This is a genomic window from Dactylosporangium aurantiacum, from assembly GCF_000716715.1.
Classification (GTDB): domain Bacteria; phylum Actinomycetota; class Actinomycetes; order Mycobacteriales; family Micromonosporaceae; genus Dactylosporangium; species Dactylosporangium aurantiacum.
This window is the reverse complement of sequence record NZ_JNYJ01000014.1, coordinates 30267-44460: the sequence shown is the minus strand read 5'-3', so window position 1 is coordinate 44460 and position 14194 is coordinate 30267. Positions and strand designations below refer to the sequence as shown.

General features: G+C 75.2%; 11 protein-coding genes. 4 read left to right on the top strand and 7 right to left on the bottom strand.

Going from position 1 to position 14194, the window contains the following annotated elements:
* Nucleotides 1–31: 31 nt before the first annotated feature.
* From OP18_RS17820 to OP18_RS17790, 7 genes are all read right to left on the bottom strand, one after another.
* The gene (locus OP18_RS17820; protein ID WP_033360060.1) at nt 32–1012 is read right to left on the bottom strand and encodes an Acg family FMN-binding oxidoreductase; all 981 of its coding nucleotides are present in this window, start codon (nt 1010–1012) and stop codon (nt 32–34) included.
* A gap of 124 nt (nt 1013–1136) precedes the next feature.
* Complete coding sequence (locus OP18_RS17815) at nt 1137–1604, bottom strand: (2Fe-2S)-binding protein (protein WP_033360059.1); 468 nt, start codon at nt 1602–1604, stop codon at nt 1137–1139.
* 3 nt (nt 1605–1607) lie between these two features.
* The gene (locus tag OP18_RS17810) at nt 1608–2477 is read right to left on the bottom strand and encodes an FAD binding domain-containing protein (protein ID WP_033360058.1); all 870 of its coding nucleotides are present in this window, start codon (nt 2475–2477) and stop codon (nt 1608–1610) included.
* Entirely contained in the window at nt 2474–4714 is a 2241-nt protein-coding gene (locus OP18_RS17805) for a xanthine dehydrogenase family protein molybdopterin-binding subunit (RefSeq protein ID WP_211273578.1), read from the bottom strand. The genes OP18_RS17810 and OP18_RS17805 overlap by 4 nt, the downstream gene beginning before the upstream one ends.
* Before the next feature lie 88 nt (nt 4715–4802).
* The gene (gene adhE / locus OP18_RS17800; protein WP_052386892.1) at nt 4803–7460 is read right to left on the bottom strand and encodes a bifunctional acetaldehyde-CoA/alcohol dehydrogenase; all 2658 of its coding nucleotides are present in this window, start codon (nt 7458–7460) and stop codon (nt 4803–4805) included.
* A 116-nt stretch (nt 7461–7576) separates the two neighbouring features.
* On the bottom strand, nt 7577–8488 hold the full coding sequence (locus tag OP18_RS17795) for a universal stress protein (RefSeq protein ID WP_081970851.1): 912 nt from the start codon (nt 8486–8488) through the stop codon (nt 7577–7579).
* Between the two features lie 31 nt (nt 8489–8519).
* Nucleotides 8520–9209 (bottom strand): CBS domain-containing protein, encoded by a 690-nt coding sequence (locus OP18_RS17790; protein WP_033360056.1) that lies wholly within the window; start codon nt 9207–9209, stop codon nt 8520–8522.
* A 146-nt stretch (nt 9210–9355) separates the two neighbouring features.
* On the opposite strand from OP18_RS17790, the gene OP18_RS17785 reads away from it, so the two are divergent.
* The 4 genes from OP18_RS17785 to OP18_RS17770 all read left to right on the top strand — a co-directional run bounded on the left by OP18_RS17785 (nt 9356) and on the right by OP18_RS17770 (nt 14174).
* Nucleotides 9356–9709: an ArsR/SmtB family transcription factor gene (locus tag OP18_RS17785; protein ID WP_245635421.1), complete on the top strand. Its 354-nt coding sequence runs from the start codon at nt 9356–9358 to the stop codon at nt 9707–9709.
* Nucleotides 9706–11388: a SulP family inorganic anion transporter gene (locus tag OP18_RS17780; RefSeq protein WP_033360055.1), complete on the top strand. Its 1683-nt coding sequence runs from the start codon at nt 9706–9708 to the stop codon at nt 11386–11388. Before OP18_RS17785 ends, OP18_RS17780 begins: the two co-directional genes overlap by 4 nt.
* A gap of 175 nt (nt 11389–11563) precedes the next feature.
* The gene (locus OP18_RS17775; RefSeq protein WP_156089594.1) at nt 11564–12817 is read left to right on the top strand and encodes an EAL and HDOD domain-containing protein; all 1254 of its coding nucleotides are present in this window, start codon (nt 11564–11566) and stop codon (nt 12815–12817) included.
* A gap of 124 nt (nt 12818–12941) precedes the next feature.
* On the top strand, nt 12942–14174 hold the full coding sequence (locus OP18_RS17770) for an acetyl-CoA hydrolase/transferase family protein (protein ID WP_033360053.1): 1233 nt from the start codon (nt 12942–12944) through the stop codon (nt 14172–14174).
* Nucleotides 14175–14194 lie beyond the last annotated feature (20 nt).

Sequence of the window (14194 nt, the reverse complement as noted above, 5' to 3'; positions counted from 1 at the left end):
GACGCGGTGCGGGGATCATCGGGTGAACAGCTCACTGCCCGGGCGGGCCGATGGTGTCGGTGCCGGAGCGGCGCACGGACGCGGGCACCGGGTCGATGCCGTCGACGGGGACGCCGACCCGCAGGGCGATCGCCGGGTGGCCGACGCCGCCGAGCAGCCGGCGCAGCGCCACCCGCACCGCCACCACCTCGACGACCTCGCTGATCGGCGAGGCGGCCAGGCCGCCGGCGGTGAGCGTGAGCCACACGTCGGACAGCGCCTCGCCGGCGGCGACCCAGTCGGCGGGTTCCTCGGCGTCGACGGCGAGGACGGCGTAGACGGTGCCGCGGTCGGTGCCGGGGCCCGGGTCGAGCGCGGCCGGGCGGGCCAGCTCGAAGTCGCGCGGCGCGATGGTGCGGCGGACGGCCGGCACCGCGCTGCGGGCCGACACGCCGTCGCGGTCCTCGCGGGTACGGGTCGTCCAGGTGAGCAGGTCGTCGCGGAAGCGGGCGTCGCCGTGCTCGACGTCGCCGGCGTGGGCGACGGCCGAGGCGAACGCGGTCAGCTGGTCGTCGCGGACCACGTGCAGGTGCACGCCGTGCCGCTCGGCCGCCGCGCGCAGCTCGTCCAGGACTGCCTGGGACGGCCGGTCGTCGCTGAACGGGCGGCGGTCGGTGCGCCGCCGGTAGATCGAGCGGTACAGCCGGTTGTCCGGCGGGCACGGCTGCCCCTGCCGGATCCGGGCGACCAGGTCCGGCCGGGCCGGGTCGGGCAGCCTGGCGATGTCGGCGGCGAAGCCGGCGGCGAGCAGCGCCACGGTGGCGTGGTGCAGCGCGGTGCCGCAGCTGAGCAGCAGGAGCCTGCCGTCGGGGTCCAGCCCGTCGAGCTGGCGGGACCGGTCGGCCCACAGCTCGGCGTGGTTGCCGGCCAGCCGCCACCGCCACGGCTGGGTGTTGAGGATGGACGGGGCGCGCAGTGCCGCGATCGAGGCCTCGGCGACCTGGTCGATCTCGGCTCGCAGATGCTGTGTCATGGCAGGCTCCCTGTCGGTGGGCTCACCGCCAACTCTCGTCCGCGCGCCGTCCCGGCGGCAGGGCCGGTGGTCCCGTATCGATGGGACCACCGGTCCCCGGCATCGACGGTCACCGCCGCGCGGGTCAGTCCGCCGCGGCGGCGCGGACGACGGCCCGGCGGATCGCCTCGTAGCCGGTGCACCGGCACAGGTTCGAGGTCAGCAGCTCGCGCAGCCGCTCCGGGTCGTCCACCAGGCCCGGGTCCGACCCGAGGGCACCGGCGGCCAGCATCAGGAACCCGGGGGTGCAGAAACCGCACTGCAGCGCGTGTTCGGCGTGGAACGCCGCCTGCAACGGGTGCGGCGTGCCGTCCGCCGCGGCGAGCCCTTCGACGGTCCGCACACCGGTGCCGTCGCACTGCACGGCGAGCATCAGGCACGAGCGGACCGCGACGCCGTCGACCAGCACCGTGCACGCGCCGCAGACCCCGTGCTCGCAGCCGAGGTGGGTGCCGGTGAGACCGCAGTCGTCGCGCAGCGCGTCGGCGAGGGTGCGGCGGGGTTCGACGTCCAGGTCGTACCGGTGGTCGTTGACGGTCAGGCTGACGCGCACGGCTCATCCTCCGGTCGGGGTGAGGTCACGGTGGGCCGCGTCGAGCGCCCGGCGGACGAGCACGGCGACGGCGTGCCGCTGGTAGGCGACGTCGGCGTACGGCTGCGGGCGCGGGTCCGCGTCCTCGGTGGCCGCGACCCGCCCGGCCTCGGCGAACGCCGCCGTGTCGAGGGGCCGGTCGAGCAGGACGCGCTCCGCGGCCCGGGCGCGCACCGGCCGGTCGGCGGCGTTGACCAGGCCCACCCGCGCCGCGCCCACCCGGCCGCCGCGGACGGTGAGCGTGGCGAGCGCGGCGAGCTGGGCGAAGCTGGCGTGGGTGCGGCGGTGCTCGGCGAACCCCACTCCGGTGCCGGCCGGCAGCAGCGCCAGCCGCACCTCGGTGAGCAGCTCGTCGGGGCGTCGTACGGTGGCGAACGGCCCGGTGGAGAAGTCCTCGGCGGCGACGATGCGCGTGCCGCCGGCGCCGGTGAGCACGAGGCGCCCGTCGAGCGCGGTGGCCACGGCGGCCCACTCGGCGGCCGGGTGGGCGTAGGCGAGGCTGCCCAGCATGGTGCCCCGGGCCCGGATCGGCGGGTGGGCGATGTGCCGCACGACCCGGCCCAGCAGCGTCCCGAGCGGCCCGTGGTCCAGGTCCGCGAAGGCGCTGTGCCGCACCAGCGGCCCGACCCGCAGGCCGCCGTCGGCGACGGTGAGCCGGTCGAAGCCCGGCACCCGGTTGATGTCGACCAGCCTGGCCGGCCGTGCGGCGCGGTGGTTCAGCTCCAGGACCAGGCTCTGCCCACCGGCCAGCACCTGGGTGCCGCCGTCGGCGAGCGCGTCGACGGCCTCGCCCGCGGTGTGCGCGACGACGTAGCCGAACGCCGGCGGCTTCACCGCACCGCCACCCGGGCCGCGGACCAGCAGGTGTACGGGGTGAGCGGCATCTGCAGCGCGTCGCGGTCGTCGAGCTGCAGGGCGTCGGCGACGGCGTTGACCAGCGCCGGCGGCACGCCGATGCAGCCGGCCTCGCCCGCGCCCTTGGCGCCCAGCGGGGTGTTCGGGTTCGGCGTGCAGGTCTCCTCGAACGTCATCGGCGGCAGCTCCGACACGGTGGGCAGCAGGTAGTCGAGCAGCCCGCGCTGCTCCGGCCGCCCCTCGGCGTCGTAGCGCAACTCCTCGAACAGCGCCTGCCCGAGGCCCTGCACCGCGGAGCCGCGGCCCTGGCCGTCCACGATCAGCGGGTTGACCACGACGCCGTAGTCGTCGACCGCGACGAGCCGCAGCACCCGGACCTCGCCCAGCTCCGGTTCGACCTCGACGACGGCGGCGTACGCCCCGAACGGGAACGCCTCCGGCGGCGCGGACGTCTCCTCGGCGCGCAGCGCCCCGGTCGCCGCCACGAGCTCCTGCATGGACAGCCGGTGCCCGCCGCACGACAGCGTGCCGGCGTGGTGCTCGACCGCCGTGACGGGCAGTCCCCACAGCTCGCCCGCACGCCGGCGGGCCTCGTCGACGAGCTTGCCGGCGGCCCGCTGCAGGGCGGCCCCGCCGGTCTGCATGGACCTGCTGGCGTAGGAGCCGATGCCCTCCGGCACCAGCGCCGTGTCCCGCTCGACCAGCCGGACCCGCCGCGGCGCGACGCCCAGGACCGAGGCGACCACCTGCGGGAAGGAGGTCTCGTGCCCCTGCCCGGTGGAGCAGCAGCCCGACACCGCCACGAACGTGCCGTCCGGGCAGGCTTCCACCGCCCCGAACTCCCCGCCCGCCCCTGACCGCTCGACGTACGTGCACAGGCCGATGCCCAGCGGGGTGCCGCCGGTGCCGCGCCGCCGGGCCTGCTCCGCCCGCCACCCGTCGTAGCCGACGGCGCGCAGCGCGACGTCGAGGGCGGTCGCGTAGTCGCCGCTGTCGTAGGTGTACCCGGTGACCGTCGGGTACGGGAACGCGTCCGGCGGGATGAGGTTGCGCCGCCGCAGCTCCGCCGGGTCAAGGCCGAGCCGGTGGGCGAGCAGGTCGACGGTGCGTTCGATCGCCGACGCCGCCTCGGGCCTGCCGGCACCCCGGTACGGGGCGGTCGGCGCGGTCGTCGTCAGCACCGCGCGGGCCCGCACGTACAGGTGCGGGATGACGTACGCGCCGTTGGCCATCATGGACGTCGCCCACGGCACGAACGCGCCGGTGTGCGGGTACCCGCCGATGTCCGCGTCGACGAGCAGCTCGTAGGCGAGGATCCGGCCGTCGGCGGTGGCGGCCATCCGGGTCCGCTGATGCTGCCCGCGGCCGTGCGGCGGGCCGGCCAGCGCCTCCGCCCGGTCCTCCAGCCACCGCACCGGCCGGTCCAGCCGGCGCGCCGCGGCGAACACGGCGAGGTACTCCGGGTACGTCTCGCTCTTGCCGCCGAACGCGCCGCCCACGTCCGGCACGATCACCCGGACCTGCTCCTCCGCCAGCCCGAACGCCGCGGCGAGATCCCGCCGCAGCCGGTGCGGCGCCTGGTGCGAGCACCACACGGTGAACCGGTCGCCGCCGTCCGGGCGCACGAGCACCGCCCGCGGCTCCAGGGAGGTGTGCGCCAGCAGCTGCTGCCGGTAGGTGCCCTCGACGACCACGGCGGCGTCCCGCCACACCGCCTCGTCGACCGGCGCGCCGAACTCCGTGACCCCGGCGACGTTGCTCAGGCCCTCGAACAGCGGCACACCGTCGGCGGCCTCCGCCGGGTCCAGCAGCACCGGCAGCGGCTCGATGTCGACCTCGGCGGCGTCGCGGCCGTCCTCCGCGACGTACCGGTCCGCGGCCAGCACGACCGCGACCGGCTGCCCGACGTGCCGCACCCGGTCGGTCGCCAGCGCCGGCCACGGCCGGTCCCGGGCGGACCGCGGGTCCATCATCGGCGGCGTCACCGGTACGGCCGCGAGGTCGGCCGCGAGGTCGGCGGCGGCGAAGGCGGCGACCACGCCCGGCACCGACCGGACCCGGTCGAGCCGAACGTCGCGCAGCCGGCCGTGCGCCGTGTCACCGCGGACGAAGGCCGCCTCCAGGCAGTGCGGGACGCGCAGGTCCGCCACGAACCGCCCGGCCCCGCGGACGAGCCGTTCGTCCTCGCGGCGGGGCAGTCGCGCACCGATCACCACCGGCGGCCGCTACCCGGCCGCCGCGGCGCCAAACCCGGCGCGGCTCCCCCGCCCGCCCGGGCGGCCCGGGCGGGCGGGGAGCGCCGGGTCAGTCCCGGGTGGTGCCGTAGTACGCGGTCCGCATGATGTCGCGGAGGTCGTCGAGCATCGGCATCCTCGGGTTCGCCGGGGCGCACTGGTCGAGGTAGGCGTTCATCGCCTGCTGCGGCAGCGCCTCCAGGAACGTCCGCTCGTCGACGCCGGCGGCCTGGAACGAGGGCTCGATGCCGACCTCGGCGCGCAGCCGCTCCACCGCGGCGGCGTAGGACTCCACGCCCTCCTCCGGCGTGCGGGCCGGCAGCCCGAGCGCCTGCGCGATCTGCTGGAAGCGCTCCGGGGCGACGTACCGCTCGTACTTCGGCCACGCGGTCAGCTTCGCCGGGACCTGCCCGTTGTGCCGGATCACGTGCGGCAGCAGGATCGCGTTGGTGCGCCCGTGGGCGATGTGGAACGTGGCGCCGAGGGTGTGTGCCAGGGCGTGCACCATGCCGAGGAACGCGTTGCCGAAGGCCATCCCGGCGATCGATCCGGCGTTGTGCATCTTCTCCCGCGCCACCGGGTCGCTGCTGCCGCGGTGCACGGCGGCCGGCAGGTACTGGAACACCAGCTTGATCGCGTGCAGGGCCAGGCCGTCGGTGTAGTCGTTGGCGTACACGGACACGAACGCCTCGGTGGCGTGGGTGAGGCAGTCGAACCCGCTGTCGGCGGTGACGTTCGGCGGCAGGTCGGCGGTCAGCACCGGGTCGATGATCGCCACGCTCGGGGTGAGCGCGTAGTCGGCCAGGGGGTACTTCTTGCCGGTCGCGGTGTCGGTGATGACGGCGAACGGGGTGATCTCCGCGCCCGTGCCGGAGGTGGTGGGGATGCACACGAGCCGGGCCAGCCGGCCCAGGGTCGGGAACGTGAACGCCCGCTTGCGGATGTCGAAGAACTTCTCCCGCATGTCGGTGAACTCGACGCCCGGGTGCTCGTACAGCAGCCACATCACCTTCGCCGCGTCCATCGGCGACCCGCCGCCGAGCGCGATGATGGTGTCGGGCCGGAACGAGCGCATGAGCTCCGCGCCGCGTTCGACGGTCGCCATCGTCGGCTCCGGTTCGACGTTGTCGAGGATCTGCACGGTGACCGGGTTGGCGCCGCCGCGCAGTACGCCGCGGATGCGGTCGACGTAGCCGAGCCGGGTCATCGTCGGGTCGGTGACGATGGCGACGCGGTGCACGTCGGGCATGTCGGCGAGGTACCGGATGGCGTTGGGCTCGAAGTAGATCTTCGGTGGGACCTTGAACCACTGCAGGTTGTTGGTCCGCCGGCCGATCCGCTTGATGTTGAGCAGGTTGACCGCGGACACGTTGCCGGACACCGAGTTGCGCCCGTAGCTGCCGCACCCCAGCGTGAGCGACGGCAGGAAGGCGTTGTACACGTCGCCGATGCCGCCCTGCGACGACGGGGAGTTCCAGATGATGCGCACCGCCCGGACCCGCTGCCCGTAGGCCTCCGCGGTCGCGGCGTCGGCGGTGTGGATGACGGCGCTGTGCCCGAGCCCGTCGAGCTCGACCATCTGCTCGGCGAGGCGGAACCCTTCGTCCGTCGAGCCGGCGCGCAGCATGGCCAGGACCGGGCACAGCTTCTCCCGGGTCAGCGGCTCGTGCGGGCCGACGCCGTCGACGGGCACGAGGATGACCGACGTGTCGGCGGGCACCTCGAAGCCGGCCCCGGCGGCGATCCAGGCCGCGGAGCGGCCGACGACGTCGGCGTTGAGCTTCGCCCCGGCGCAGTTGGCGCCGGCGACGGCACCGAAGATGAACTGCTCCAGCAGCTGCTTCTCGTGCGGGGTCGCGACGTGCGCGTGCAGCCGCTCGAACTGCGCGACGGCCTGCTCGGCGACGGCCTCGTCGAGGATGACGGCCTGCTCCGACGCGCAGATCATGCCGTTGTCGAAGGTCTTGGACACCACGATGTCGTGCACGGCGCGCACCACGTCGGCGCTGCGCTCGATGTACGCGGGCACGTTGCCGGGGCCGACGCCCAGCGCCGGCTTGCCGGCCGAGTACGCGGCGCGGACCATCGCGCCGCCGCCGGTGGCGAGGATGACGGCCACCCCGGGGTGCTGCATGAGCGCCTGGGTCGCCTCGATGGACGGCGACTCGATCCACTGCACGCAGTCGCGCGGGGCGCCGGCGGCGATCGCGGCGTCGCGGACGACCCGGGCGGCCTCGGCGCTGCACCGCTGCGCGGCCGGGTGGAAGGCGAACACGACCGGGTTGCGGGTCTTGAGCGCGATCAGCGCCTTGAAGACCGTGGTCGACGTGGGGTTCGTGACCGGGGTGACGGCGCACACGACGCCGACCGGCTCGGCGATCTCGACGATGCCGTTGATCTCGTCCCGGGACACGACGCCGACGGTGCGCAGGCCGGCGAGGCTGTGCGCGATGTGCTCGGAGGCGAAGACGTTCTTGACCGCCTTGTCCTCGAACACGCCGCGGCCGGTCTCCTCGATCGCCAGCTCGGCGAGGCGGCCGTGCTCGCCGAGGGCCGCGACGGACGCCTTCTTGACGATGTGGTCGATCTGCTCCTGGCTCAGCGCGGCGTAGGCGTCCAGCGCGCGCAGGGCCCGGGTCACCAGCCGGTCGATCGCCGGTGCTGTCCCTTCGACGGGCACGTCGATCTCTTCGGCGAGCGGCGGGGCGAGGGTCCCGGTCACCGTCATCACATCCTTCCCGCGGGGCGGCGCGGACCGCTGTGGTCCGCACCCTCATCCTTCGGCGCCCGCCCGGGAGGCCACAGTGCCCGAGGGCCCGGATGGGGGATGCCGAAGGTCCCGCCTCAGCTGACCGCGGTCGGGTGGTCGGCCGGCTGCCGCTGGGTCCGCACCACGGCGACCGGGCAGGTGGCGTTGCGCACGAGCGTGTCCGGCACCGCGCCGCCGGGGCCGGGCGCGGGCGCGCCGGCGCGTTCCCGGGCGCCCACGACGACCAGCGACGCCGCCGCGGCCGCGTCGAGCAGGCGGGCCGCGGGGTCGACGCCGTGCAGGACGTCCAGGGCGACCGGCACGTCGGGGAACGCGGCGCGCCACCCGGACAGCGCCTGGCTGAGCAGCCGCCGCGCGTCGGCGTCGTCCTGCGGGTGGTCACGCGGGCCGAGCCGGCCGGCGTTGACGTAGCAGACGCGCAGGCTGGTGCCGCGGCGGGCGGCGGCCTCGAAGGCGCAGGCGATCGCGGGCGCCGACGGCGCGGCCGCGTCCAGGCCGAGCACGACCGGGCGGCGCACCGTCTCGGCGTCCACCGCGGTCGCGACGACGACGGGGCACGACGCGTACGCCATCACGTGCGTGGCGACCGCGCCGGCGTGGACCCGCTGGAACCCGCCGCCGGCCGGTGCCCTGCCGTGCCCGTGGCGGCCCAGGACGACGAGGTCGGCGGAGCGGGACACGCGCACCAGCGCCGCGCCGGGCGCCCGCTGGACGAGCGCCGTCTGCACGTCGGCGCCCGGGCACGCCACGGCCAGCTCCGCACGGGCGAGGTCGAGCAGCCGCTGGGCCTCCGCCGGGCCGTCGGCGGTCAGGTCCGGCGGCAGGTCGGGCGGCAGCAGGGTCGCGTAGGCGACCCGGTCCAGCAACGAGTGCACCAGGCGGACGGTGCCGTGACCGGCGGCGGCCTCGGCGGCGGCGAACCGGGCCGCGGCCCACGAGTCGGCGGAGCCGTCGAACCCCACGACGATCCTGATCCGTGCTGGCATGTCGGCCTCCCGTCGGGTGGGCGCTCGGCGTTCAGGCGTCGAACGCGTGGCTGAGCCGGGTGGACGTGTCGTCGAAGCCCCACGCGAGGTCGTCGTCGGTGACGCCGACGACACCGTCGAGGGCGCGGATCAGCCGCACGGCGATCTGGGCGCTGCTGCGCCGGTCGATCGTCCCGGCGAGGGTGACGTGCCCACCGGTGACGGTGACGTCGACCTCGATCGGGTCGATCCACATGGTGCCGCGCAGCACGGTGTCGATGACGTCGGCGCGGATGGCGGCGTCCTCGCGCAGGTACCGGCGCAGCAGGTCGCGGCGCGACACGATGCCGATGAGGTTGCCCTCGTCGTCGACCACGGGCAGCCGCTTGACGTCACGGTGCTCCATGAGCTGGGCGGCGCTGGTCAGCGTGGCGTCCGCGCCGATCGTGACGGCCGGGGCGGTCATCAGCGACTCGGCGGTCTCGCCGGCCGCCTTCTCCTTGGCCAGCCGGTGGCGGCGGCGCTCGAAGAGCCGGGCGTGCACGTCGGCGCCGTTGAACTCCACCTTGTGCAGCAGGTCCGCCTCGGACACCACGCCCAGCACGTGCCGGTGGCCGTCGACGACCGGCACCGCGCTCACCCCGAACTCGACGAGCAGGTCGACGATCTGCTTGTACCCGAGATCGGGCGCGACGGTGACGACACCGGTGCTCATCACATCCCGTACCGACAGCGAACTCATCGACCTGCTCCTTCCGTGGGTGTGCGTCCCTGTTCCCCCACCCTGACCCCGGTGCTGACGCGGCACACGGGCCGAAGGTCCCCTCACCGCGGGCCCACGGCCCCGCCGGACGAGTTGCAGATTTTTGCAACTGCTAAAGTGAGCATGTGGTGAATCGCGCAACCTCCGTGCCCCTCTACCAGGCGAAGGCCGAGCTGTTCCGCACCCTGGGCCACCCCGTGCGCATCCGCGTGCTGGAGCTGCTGCAGGACGGCCCCAGGCCGGTGCGTGACCTGCTGGCCGAGATCGAGGTCGAGGCGTCGGGCCTGTCGCAGCAGCTGGCGGTGCTGCGCCGGGCCGGCCTGGTGACGTCGGCCCGCGACGGGTCGTCGGTGGTGTACGAGCTGAGCACCCCGGCGGTGGCCGACCTGCTGGCGGCGGGGCGGCGGATCCTCGGGGCGGTGCTGACCGACCGGGAAGGGCTGCTGGTGCAGCTCCAGGCCGAGCCGCAGGGCCGATGAGCCGGGCGGTGGGGCTGCGCGGCGCCGGCCGCCGTCTGACCGGCCTGCTGCCGCAGCCGGCCGACTGGGCGGCGGTGCGCCGCGCCCCACGCCGGGACCTGCTGGCCGGGCTGACGGTGGCGGTGGTCGCCCTGCCGCTCGCCCTGGCCTTCGGCGCGACCTCGGGCCTGGGCGCCCAGGCGGGCCTGGTCACGGCGGTGGTGGCGGGCGCGGTCGCGGCCGTCTTCGGCGGGTCCAACCTGCAGGTGTCCGGCCCGACCGGCGCGATGACCGTGGTGCTGGTGCCCGTCGTGCAGCGGTTCGGCGCCCGCGGGGTCCTCATGGTCGGTGCCCTGGCCGGCGTCGTGCTGATCGTGCTCGCCGTGGCCAGGATCGGCCGTGCCGTGCGGTACCTGCCGACGCCGGTCATCGAGGGGTTCACCGCCGGCATCGCGGTCGTCATCGCCCTGCAGCAGGTGCCGGCCGCGCTCGGCGTCGCCGGTGCGCACGGCGACAAGGTCTGGGCCGTGGCCGCCGACGCGCTCGCCCGCTTCGCCCGCGACCCGCACCTCGCGCCGGTCGGCGTCGCCGCGGGCGTCGCGGCGGTGATGCTGTGCGGCGCGCGGCTGCGGCCCGGGCTGCCGTTCTCGCTGCTCGCGGTCGCCGCGGCGACGCTCGTCGCGCAGGTCGCGCCGCTCGGCCTGGCCCGCATCGGCGAGCTGCCGGCCGGCCTGCCCGCGCCGACGCTGTCCTTCCTGGACCCCGCCGCCGTCGGGACGCTGCTGCCCTCCGCGCTCGCCGTGGCGGCCCTCGCGGCGCTGGAGAGCCTGCTGTCGGCCACCGTCGCCGACGGCATGAGCGTCAACCAGCGCCACGACCCCGACCGGGAGCTGTTCGGCCAAGGGCTGGCGAACCTCGCGTCGCCGCTGTTCGGCGGGATCCCGGCGACCGCGGCGATCGCCCGCACCGCCGTCAACGTGCGCGCCGGCGCCGGGTCGAAGCTGGCGGCACTGACCCACGCGGTCGCCCTGGCGCTCATCGTGCTGGCGGCCGCGCCGCTGGTGTCGCGCATCCCGCTCGCCGCGCTCGCCGGGGTGCTGCTGGCGACCACGGTGCGGATGGTGGAGGCCGGCACGCTGCTGGCGCTGGCCCGGTCGACCCGCGGCGACGCCCTCGTGCTGATCCTCACGTTCACTGTGACGGTCGTGTTCGACCTGGTCACCGCGGTCGCCGTCGGCATCGGCGTGGCGGCGGTGCTGGCCCTGCGGGCGGTGGCCCGCAGCGCCCGGCTCGAGCAGGTGCCGCTGGAGCCCGGCGACCACAGCGACGAGGAGCACCGGCTGCTCGCCGAGCACATCGTGGCGTACCGGCTCGACGGCCCGCTGTTCTTCGCCGCCGCGCACCACTTCCTCATCGAGCTGTCGGACGTCACCGACGTGCGGGTGGTGATCCTGCGCATGTCGCGGGTCACCACCATCGATGCGACCGGTGCGCACGTGCTCGGCGACGCGATCACCCACCTGCGCCGCCGCGGCATCGCCGTGCTGCTGTCCGGCGTGCTCACCGGCCACGACCAGGTCCTCGCGGCGCTCGGCGTGGCCGAGGAACTGCGCCGCGACGGCCTGATCTTCCCCGACACGGTCGCGGCCATCGACCACGCCCGCCGGCACCTCGTCGGCCCCCTGCCGTCGCCCAGCTAAGTCGCCCGGTCAGGTCGCCCGGTCAGGTCGCCCGGTCAGGTCGCCCGGTCAGGTCGCCCGGACGGCGGGTCGGGGCGACCGGCCGGTGTCCGCCGATCGGCGCGCTTCGCGTTCGTCCGGGGGTCGCCGCCCGGTCCGTCCGCCGGTCACCATCGACTGCGGAAGGTGTCCGCGCGTGTACGGATCGGGAAGCCGCATGTCCAACGTCATACCTGAGGTCGCCGACGTCCACGTCGGCCGGCAGGCGATCTACGACCGGCGTGGCGACGTCGCCGCCTTCGAGCTGCTCTTCCGCAACTCGCCCGGGGCGAGGTCCGCGACGAACGGCGGGGTCCTGGCCACCAGCCAGGTGATGGTGGCCGCGTTCACCACCGTCGGCGTGCGGGAGCTCGCCGGCGGCCGGCCCTGCTTCATCAACCTGACCGCGGATTTCCTGCTCGGCGAGCTGCCCGTGCCGTTCGCCCCCGAACACGCCGTCCTGGAGGTCCTGGAGACCGTCGACGTCGACGACCGGCTCGTGGCCGGCGTCGCGAACCTCGTCGAGCGCGGGTACGTCATCGCCCTGGACGACTTCGTGTCCGGCTCCGGGCACGAGCGGCTGTTCGAGCTGGCCACCTACGTCAAGGTCGACTTCCTGGGCACCACGCCCGCGCAGCGGCAGGCGATCCTCGACGTGCGCAGGGCCCACCCGCACCTGAGGTTCGTCGCCGAGCGCCTGGAGACCGCCGCGGACGTCGCGGAGGCCCACGACCGGGGGTACGAGCTCTTCCAGGGCTACGCGCTGAGCCGCCCGGCGGTCGTCACCGCCCGGACCCTGAGCGCGTCGCGGCTGCGCTGCGTCCACCTGCTCGGGCTGCTGATGGCGCCGGACGTCGGCCTGGACCGCATCGTGTCCATCGTGTCGAGCGACCCGGCGCTGAGCTACCGGATGCTGCAGGCGGTCAACACCGCCGCCGCCGGGGCGGCGCACCGGGTCTCGTCGGTCCACGAGGCGGTCGTCATGCTCGGCACCGCGCAGATCCGCAACTGGGTGACGCTCATGCTGATCGGTGACCTCACCGAGGCCGGCGAGGAGCAGACCGCCGACATCCTCGTGCACGCGCAGCTGTGCCGGCTCGTCGCCGAGGGCAACGGCGTCGACGGCGACGAGGCCTTCACCGCCGGCCTGCTCGACGCCGTCGCCGCCCTGCTCGGCCTGCCGATCGAGGACCTCGCCGGCAGGCTGCCCCTCGCCCCGATCGTCCGCGACGCGCTGCTGGACGGCACCGGACCGCTCGGCGACGTCCTCGCCACCGTGCACGCCCACGAGCGGGGCGCGCCCGACTCGGCGGGCGGCGCGGCGGTGCTGACCCACCACGACGTGCTCACCCGGCAGCTGGCCGCGATGGCCTGGGCCACGAGGACCGCGCAGGCCATCCGCTCGAACTGACCGGCGGGACCTTGGTACGCCGGGACCGGTGCCGTTCGGCCCTGCTGTGCCGTACCGGCGCTGCCTACCGTGATCCACGAGCCCGGGGCCGCCGCACGGCCGCCCCTTCGACGAGGAGCGTGGCATGCGCACAGTCAGCGAGCCGGAGCTGCGGCGGATTCTCGGCGCGCTGCCGGACGGACCGCGGATCGTGGCCAGCGGCAACTACGCCGCCCCGGACCGGCTGCTGGCCGCCGCCGACGCGGCCGTCGCACAGTTCCGGCTGTTCATGCTCAACGCCCAGCCGGGCCTGCCCGACCGCGACGGCGTCACGTACGAGTCGGCGTTCGTCGGTCCGGGCATGCGCGCGCACCCTCGGCTGCACTACTTCCCGTGCCGGCTGTCACTGGTGCCGCACCTGTTCCGGCAGCGCCTCGCACCCGACGTGGTGCTGCTGCACACGTCCCGGCCCACCGGCGGCGCCGTCAGCCTCGGCGTCGAGGTCAACGTGCTGCCCGCGGCGATCGAGGCGGCCCGCGCCCGCGGCGGCATCGTCGTCGCGCAGGCCAACTCCGCGATGCCGGTCACGTACGGCGACGCGATGGTGCCGCTGGAGGCCGTCGACTATCTCCTGGAGGTCGACGAGCCCCTCGCCACCCACGCGGTCGCCGCGCCCGACGCGGTGTCGGCGTCCATCGGCGAGCGGGTCGCCGCGCTGGTGCCCGAACGCGCGACGCTGCAGCTGGGCATCGGCGCGATCCCGGACGCGACCCTCGACGCGCTGCTGGACCGGCGGGAGCTGCGCATCTGGTCGGAGATGTTCAGCGACGGCGCCCTCGCCCTGGAGAAGGCCGGCTGCCTGGACCGCGACACCCCGGTGACCGCCTCGTTCTGCTTCGGCTCCGCCGAGCTGTACGACTGGGTCGACCACAACCCGCGCGTGCGGATGCTGCGGACCGAGAAGACCAACGACCCCGGCACGATCGCCGCGCACCCCAACCTCATGAGCGTCAACAGCGCCCTGCAGGTCGACCTCTTCGCGCAGGCCAACGCCACCCGGGTCGGCAACCGCACCCACTCCGGCTTCGGCGGGCAGACGGACTTCATCGTCGGCGCCATGCACTCCCCCGGCGGCCACGCCGTCATCGCGCTGCGCTCCTGGCACCCGAAGGCCGACGTGTCCTCGGTCGTGCCGCTCGTCTCCGGGCCGGTGACGTCCTTCCAGCACAGCTACATCGTCACCGAGCAGGGCACCGCCGCCATCTGGGCCCGCGACAGCGTCGAGCAGGCGCAGCAGATCGTCGACCGGGCCGCGCACCCCGCCGCGCGGGACGGCCTGCGCGCCGCCGGGCGCACCTTCGGCCTGCCGCTGACCTGACCGCGCCGGGACCAACGACC

What these genes read in the sequence shown, in the direction of transcription:
- OP18_RS17790 (WP_033360056.1), bottom strand. Translation starts at nt 9,209, where the DNA reads ATGAGTTCGCTGTCGGTACGGGATGTGATGAGCACCGGTGTCGTCACC.
- adhE (WP_052386892.1), bottom strand. Translation starts at nt 7,460, where the DNA reads ATGACGGTGACCGGGACCCTCGCCCCGCCGCTCGCCGAAGAGATCGAC.
- OP18_RS17795 (WP_081970851.1), bottom strand. Translation starts at nt 8,488, where the DNA reads ATGCCAGCACGGATCAGGATCGTCGTGGGGTTCGACGGCTCCGCCGAC.
- OP18_RS17820 (WP_033360060.1), bottom strand. Translation starts at nt 1,012, where the DNA reads ATGACACAGCATCTGCGAGCCGAGATCGACCAGGTCGCCGAGGCCTCG.
- OP18_RS17780 (WP_033360055.1), top strand. Translation starts at nt 9,706, where the DNA reads ATGAGCCGGGCGGTGGGGCTGCGCGGCGCCGGCCGCCGTCTGACCGGC.
- OP18_RS17770 (WP_033360053.1), top strand. Translation starts at nt 12,942, where the DNA reads ATGCGCACAGTCAGCGAGCCGGAGCTGCGGCGGATTCTCGGCGCGCTG.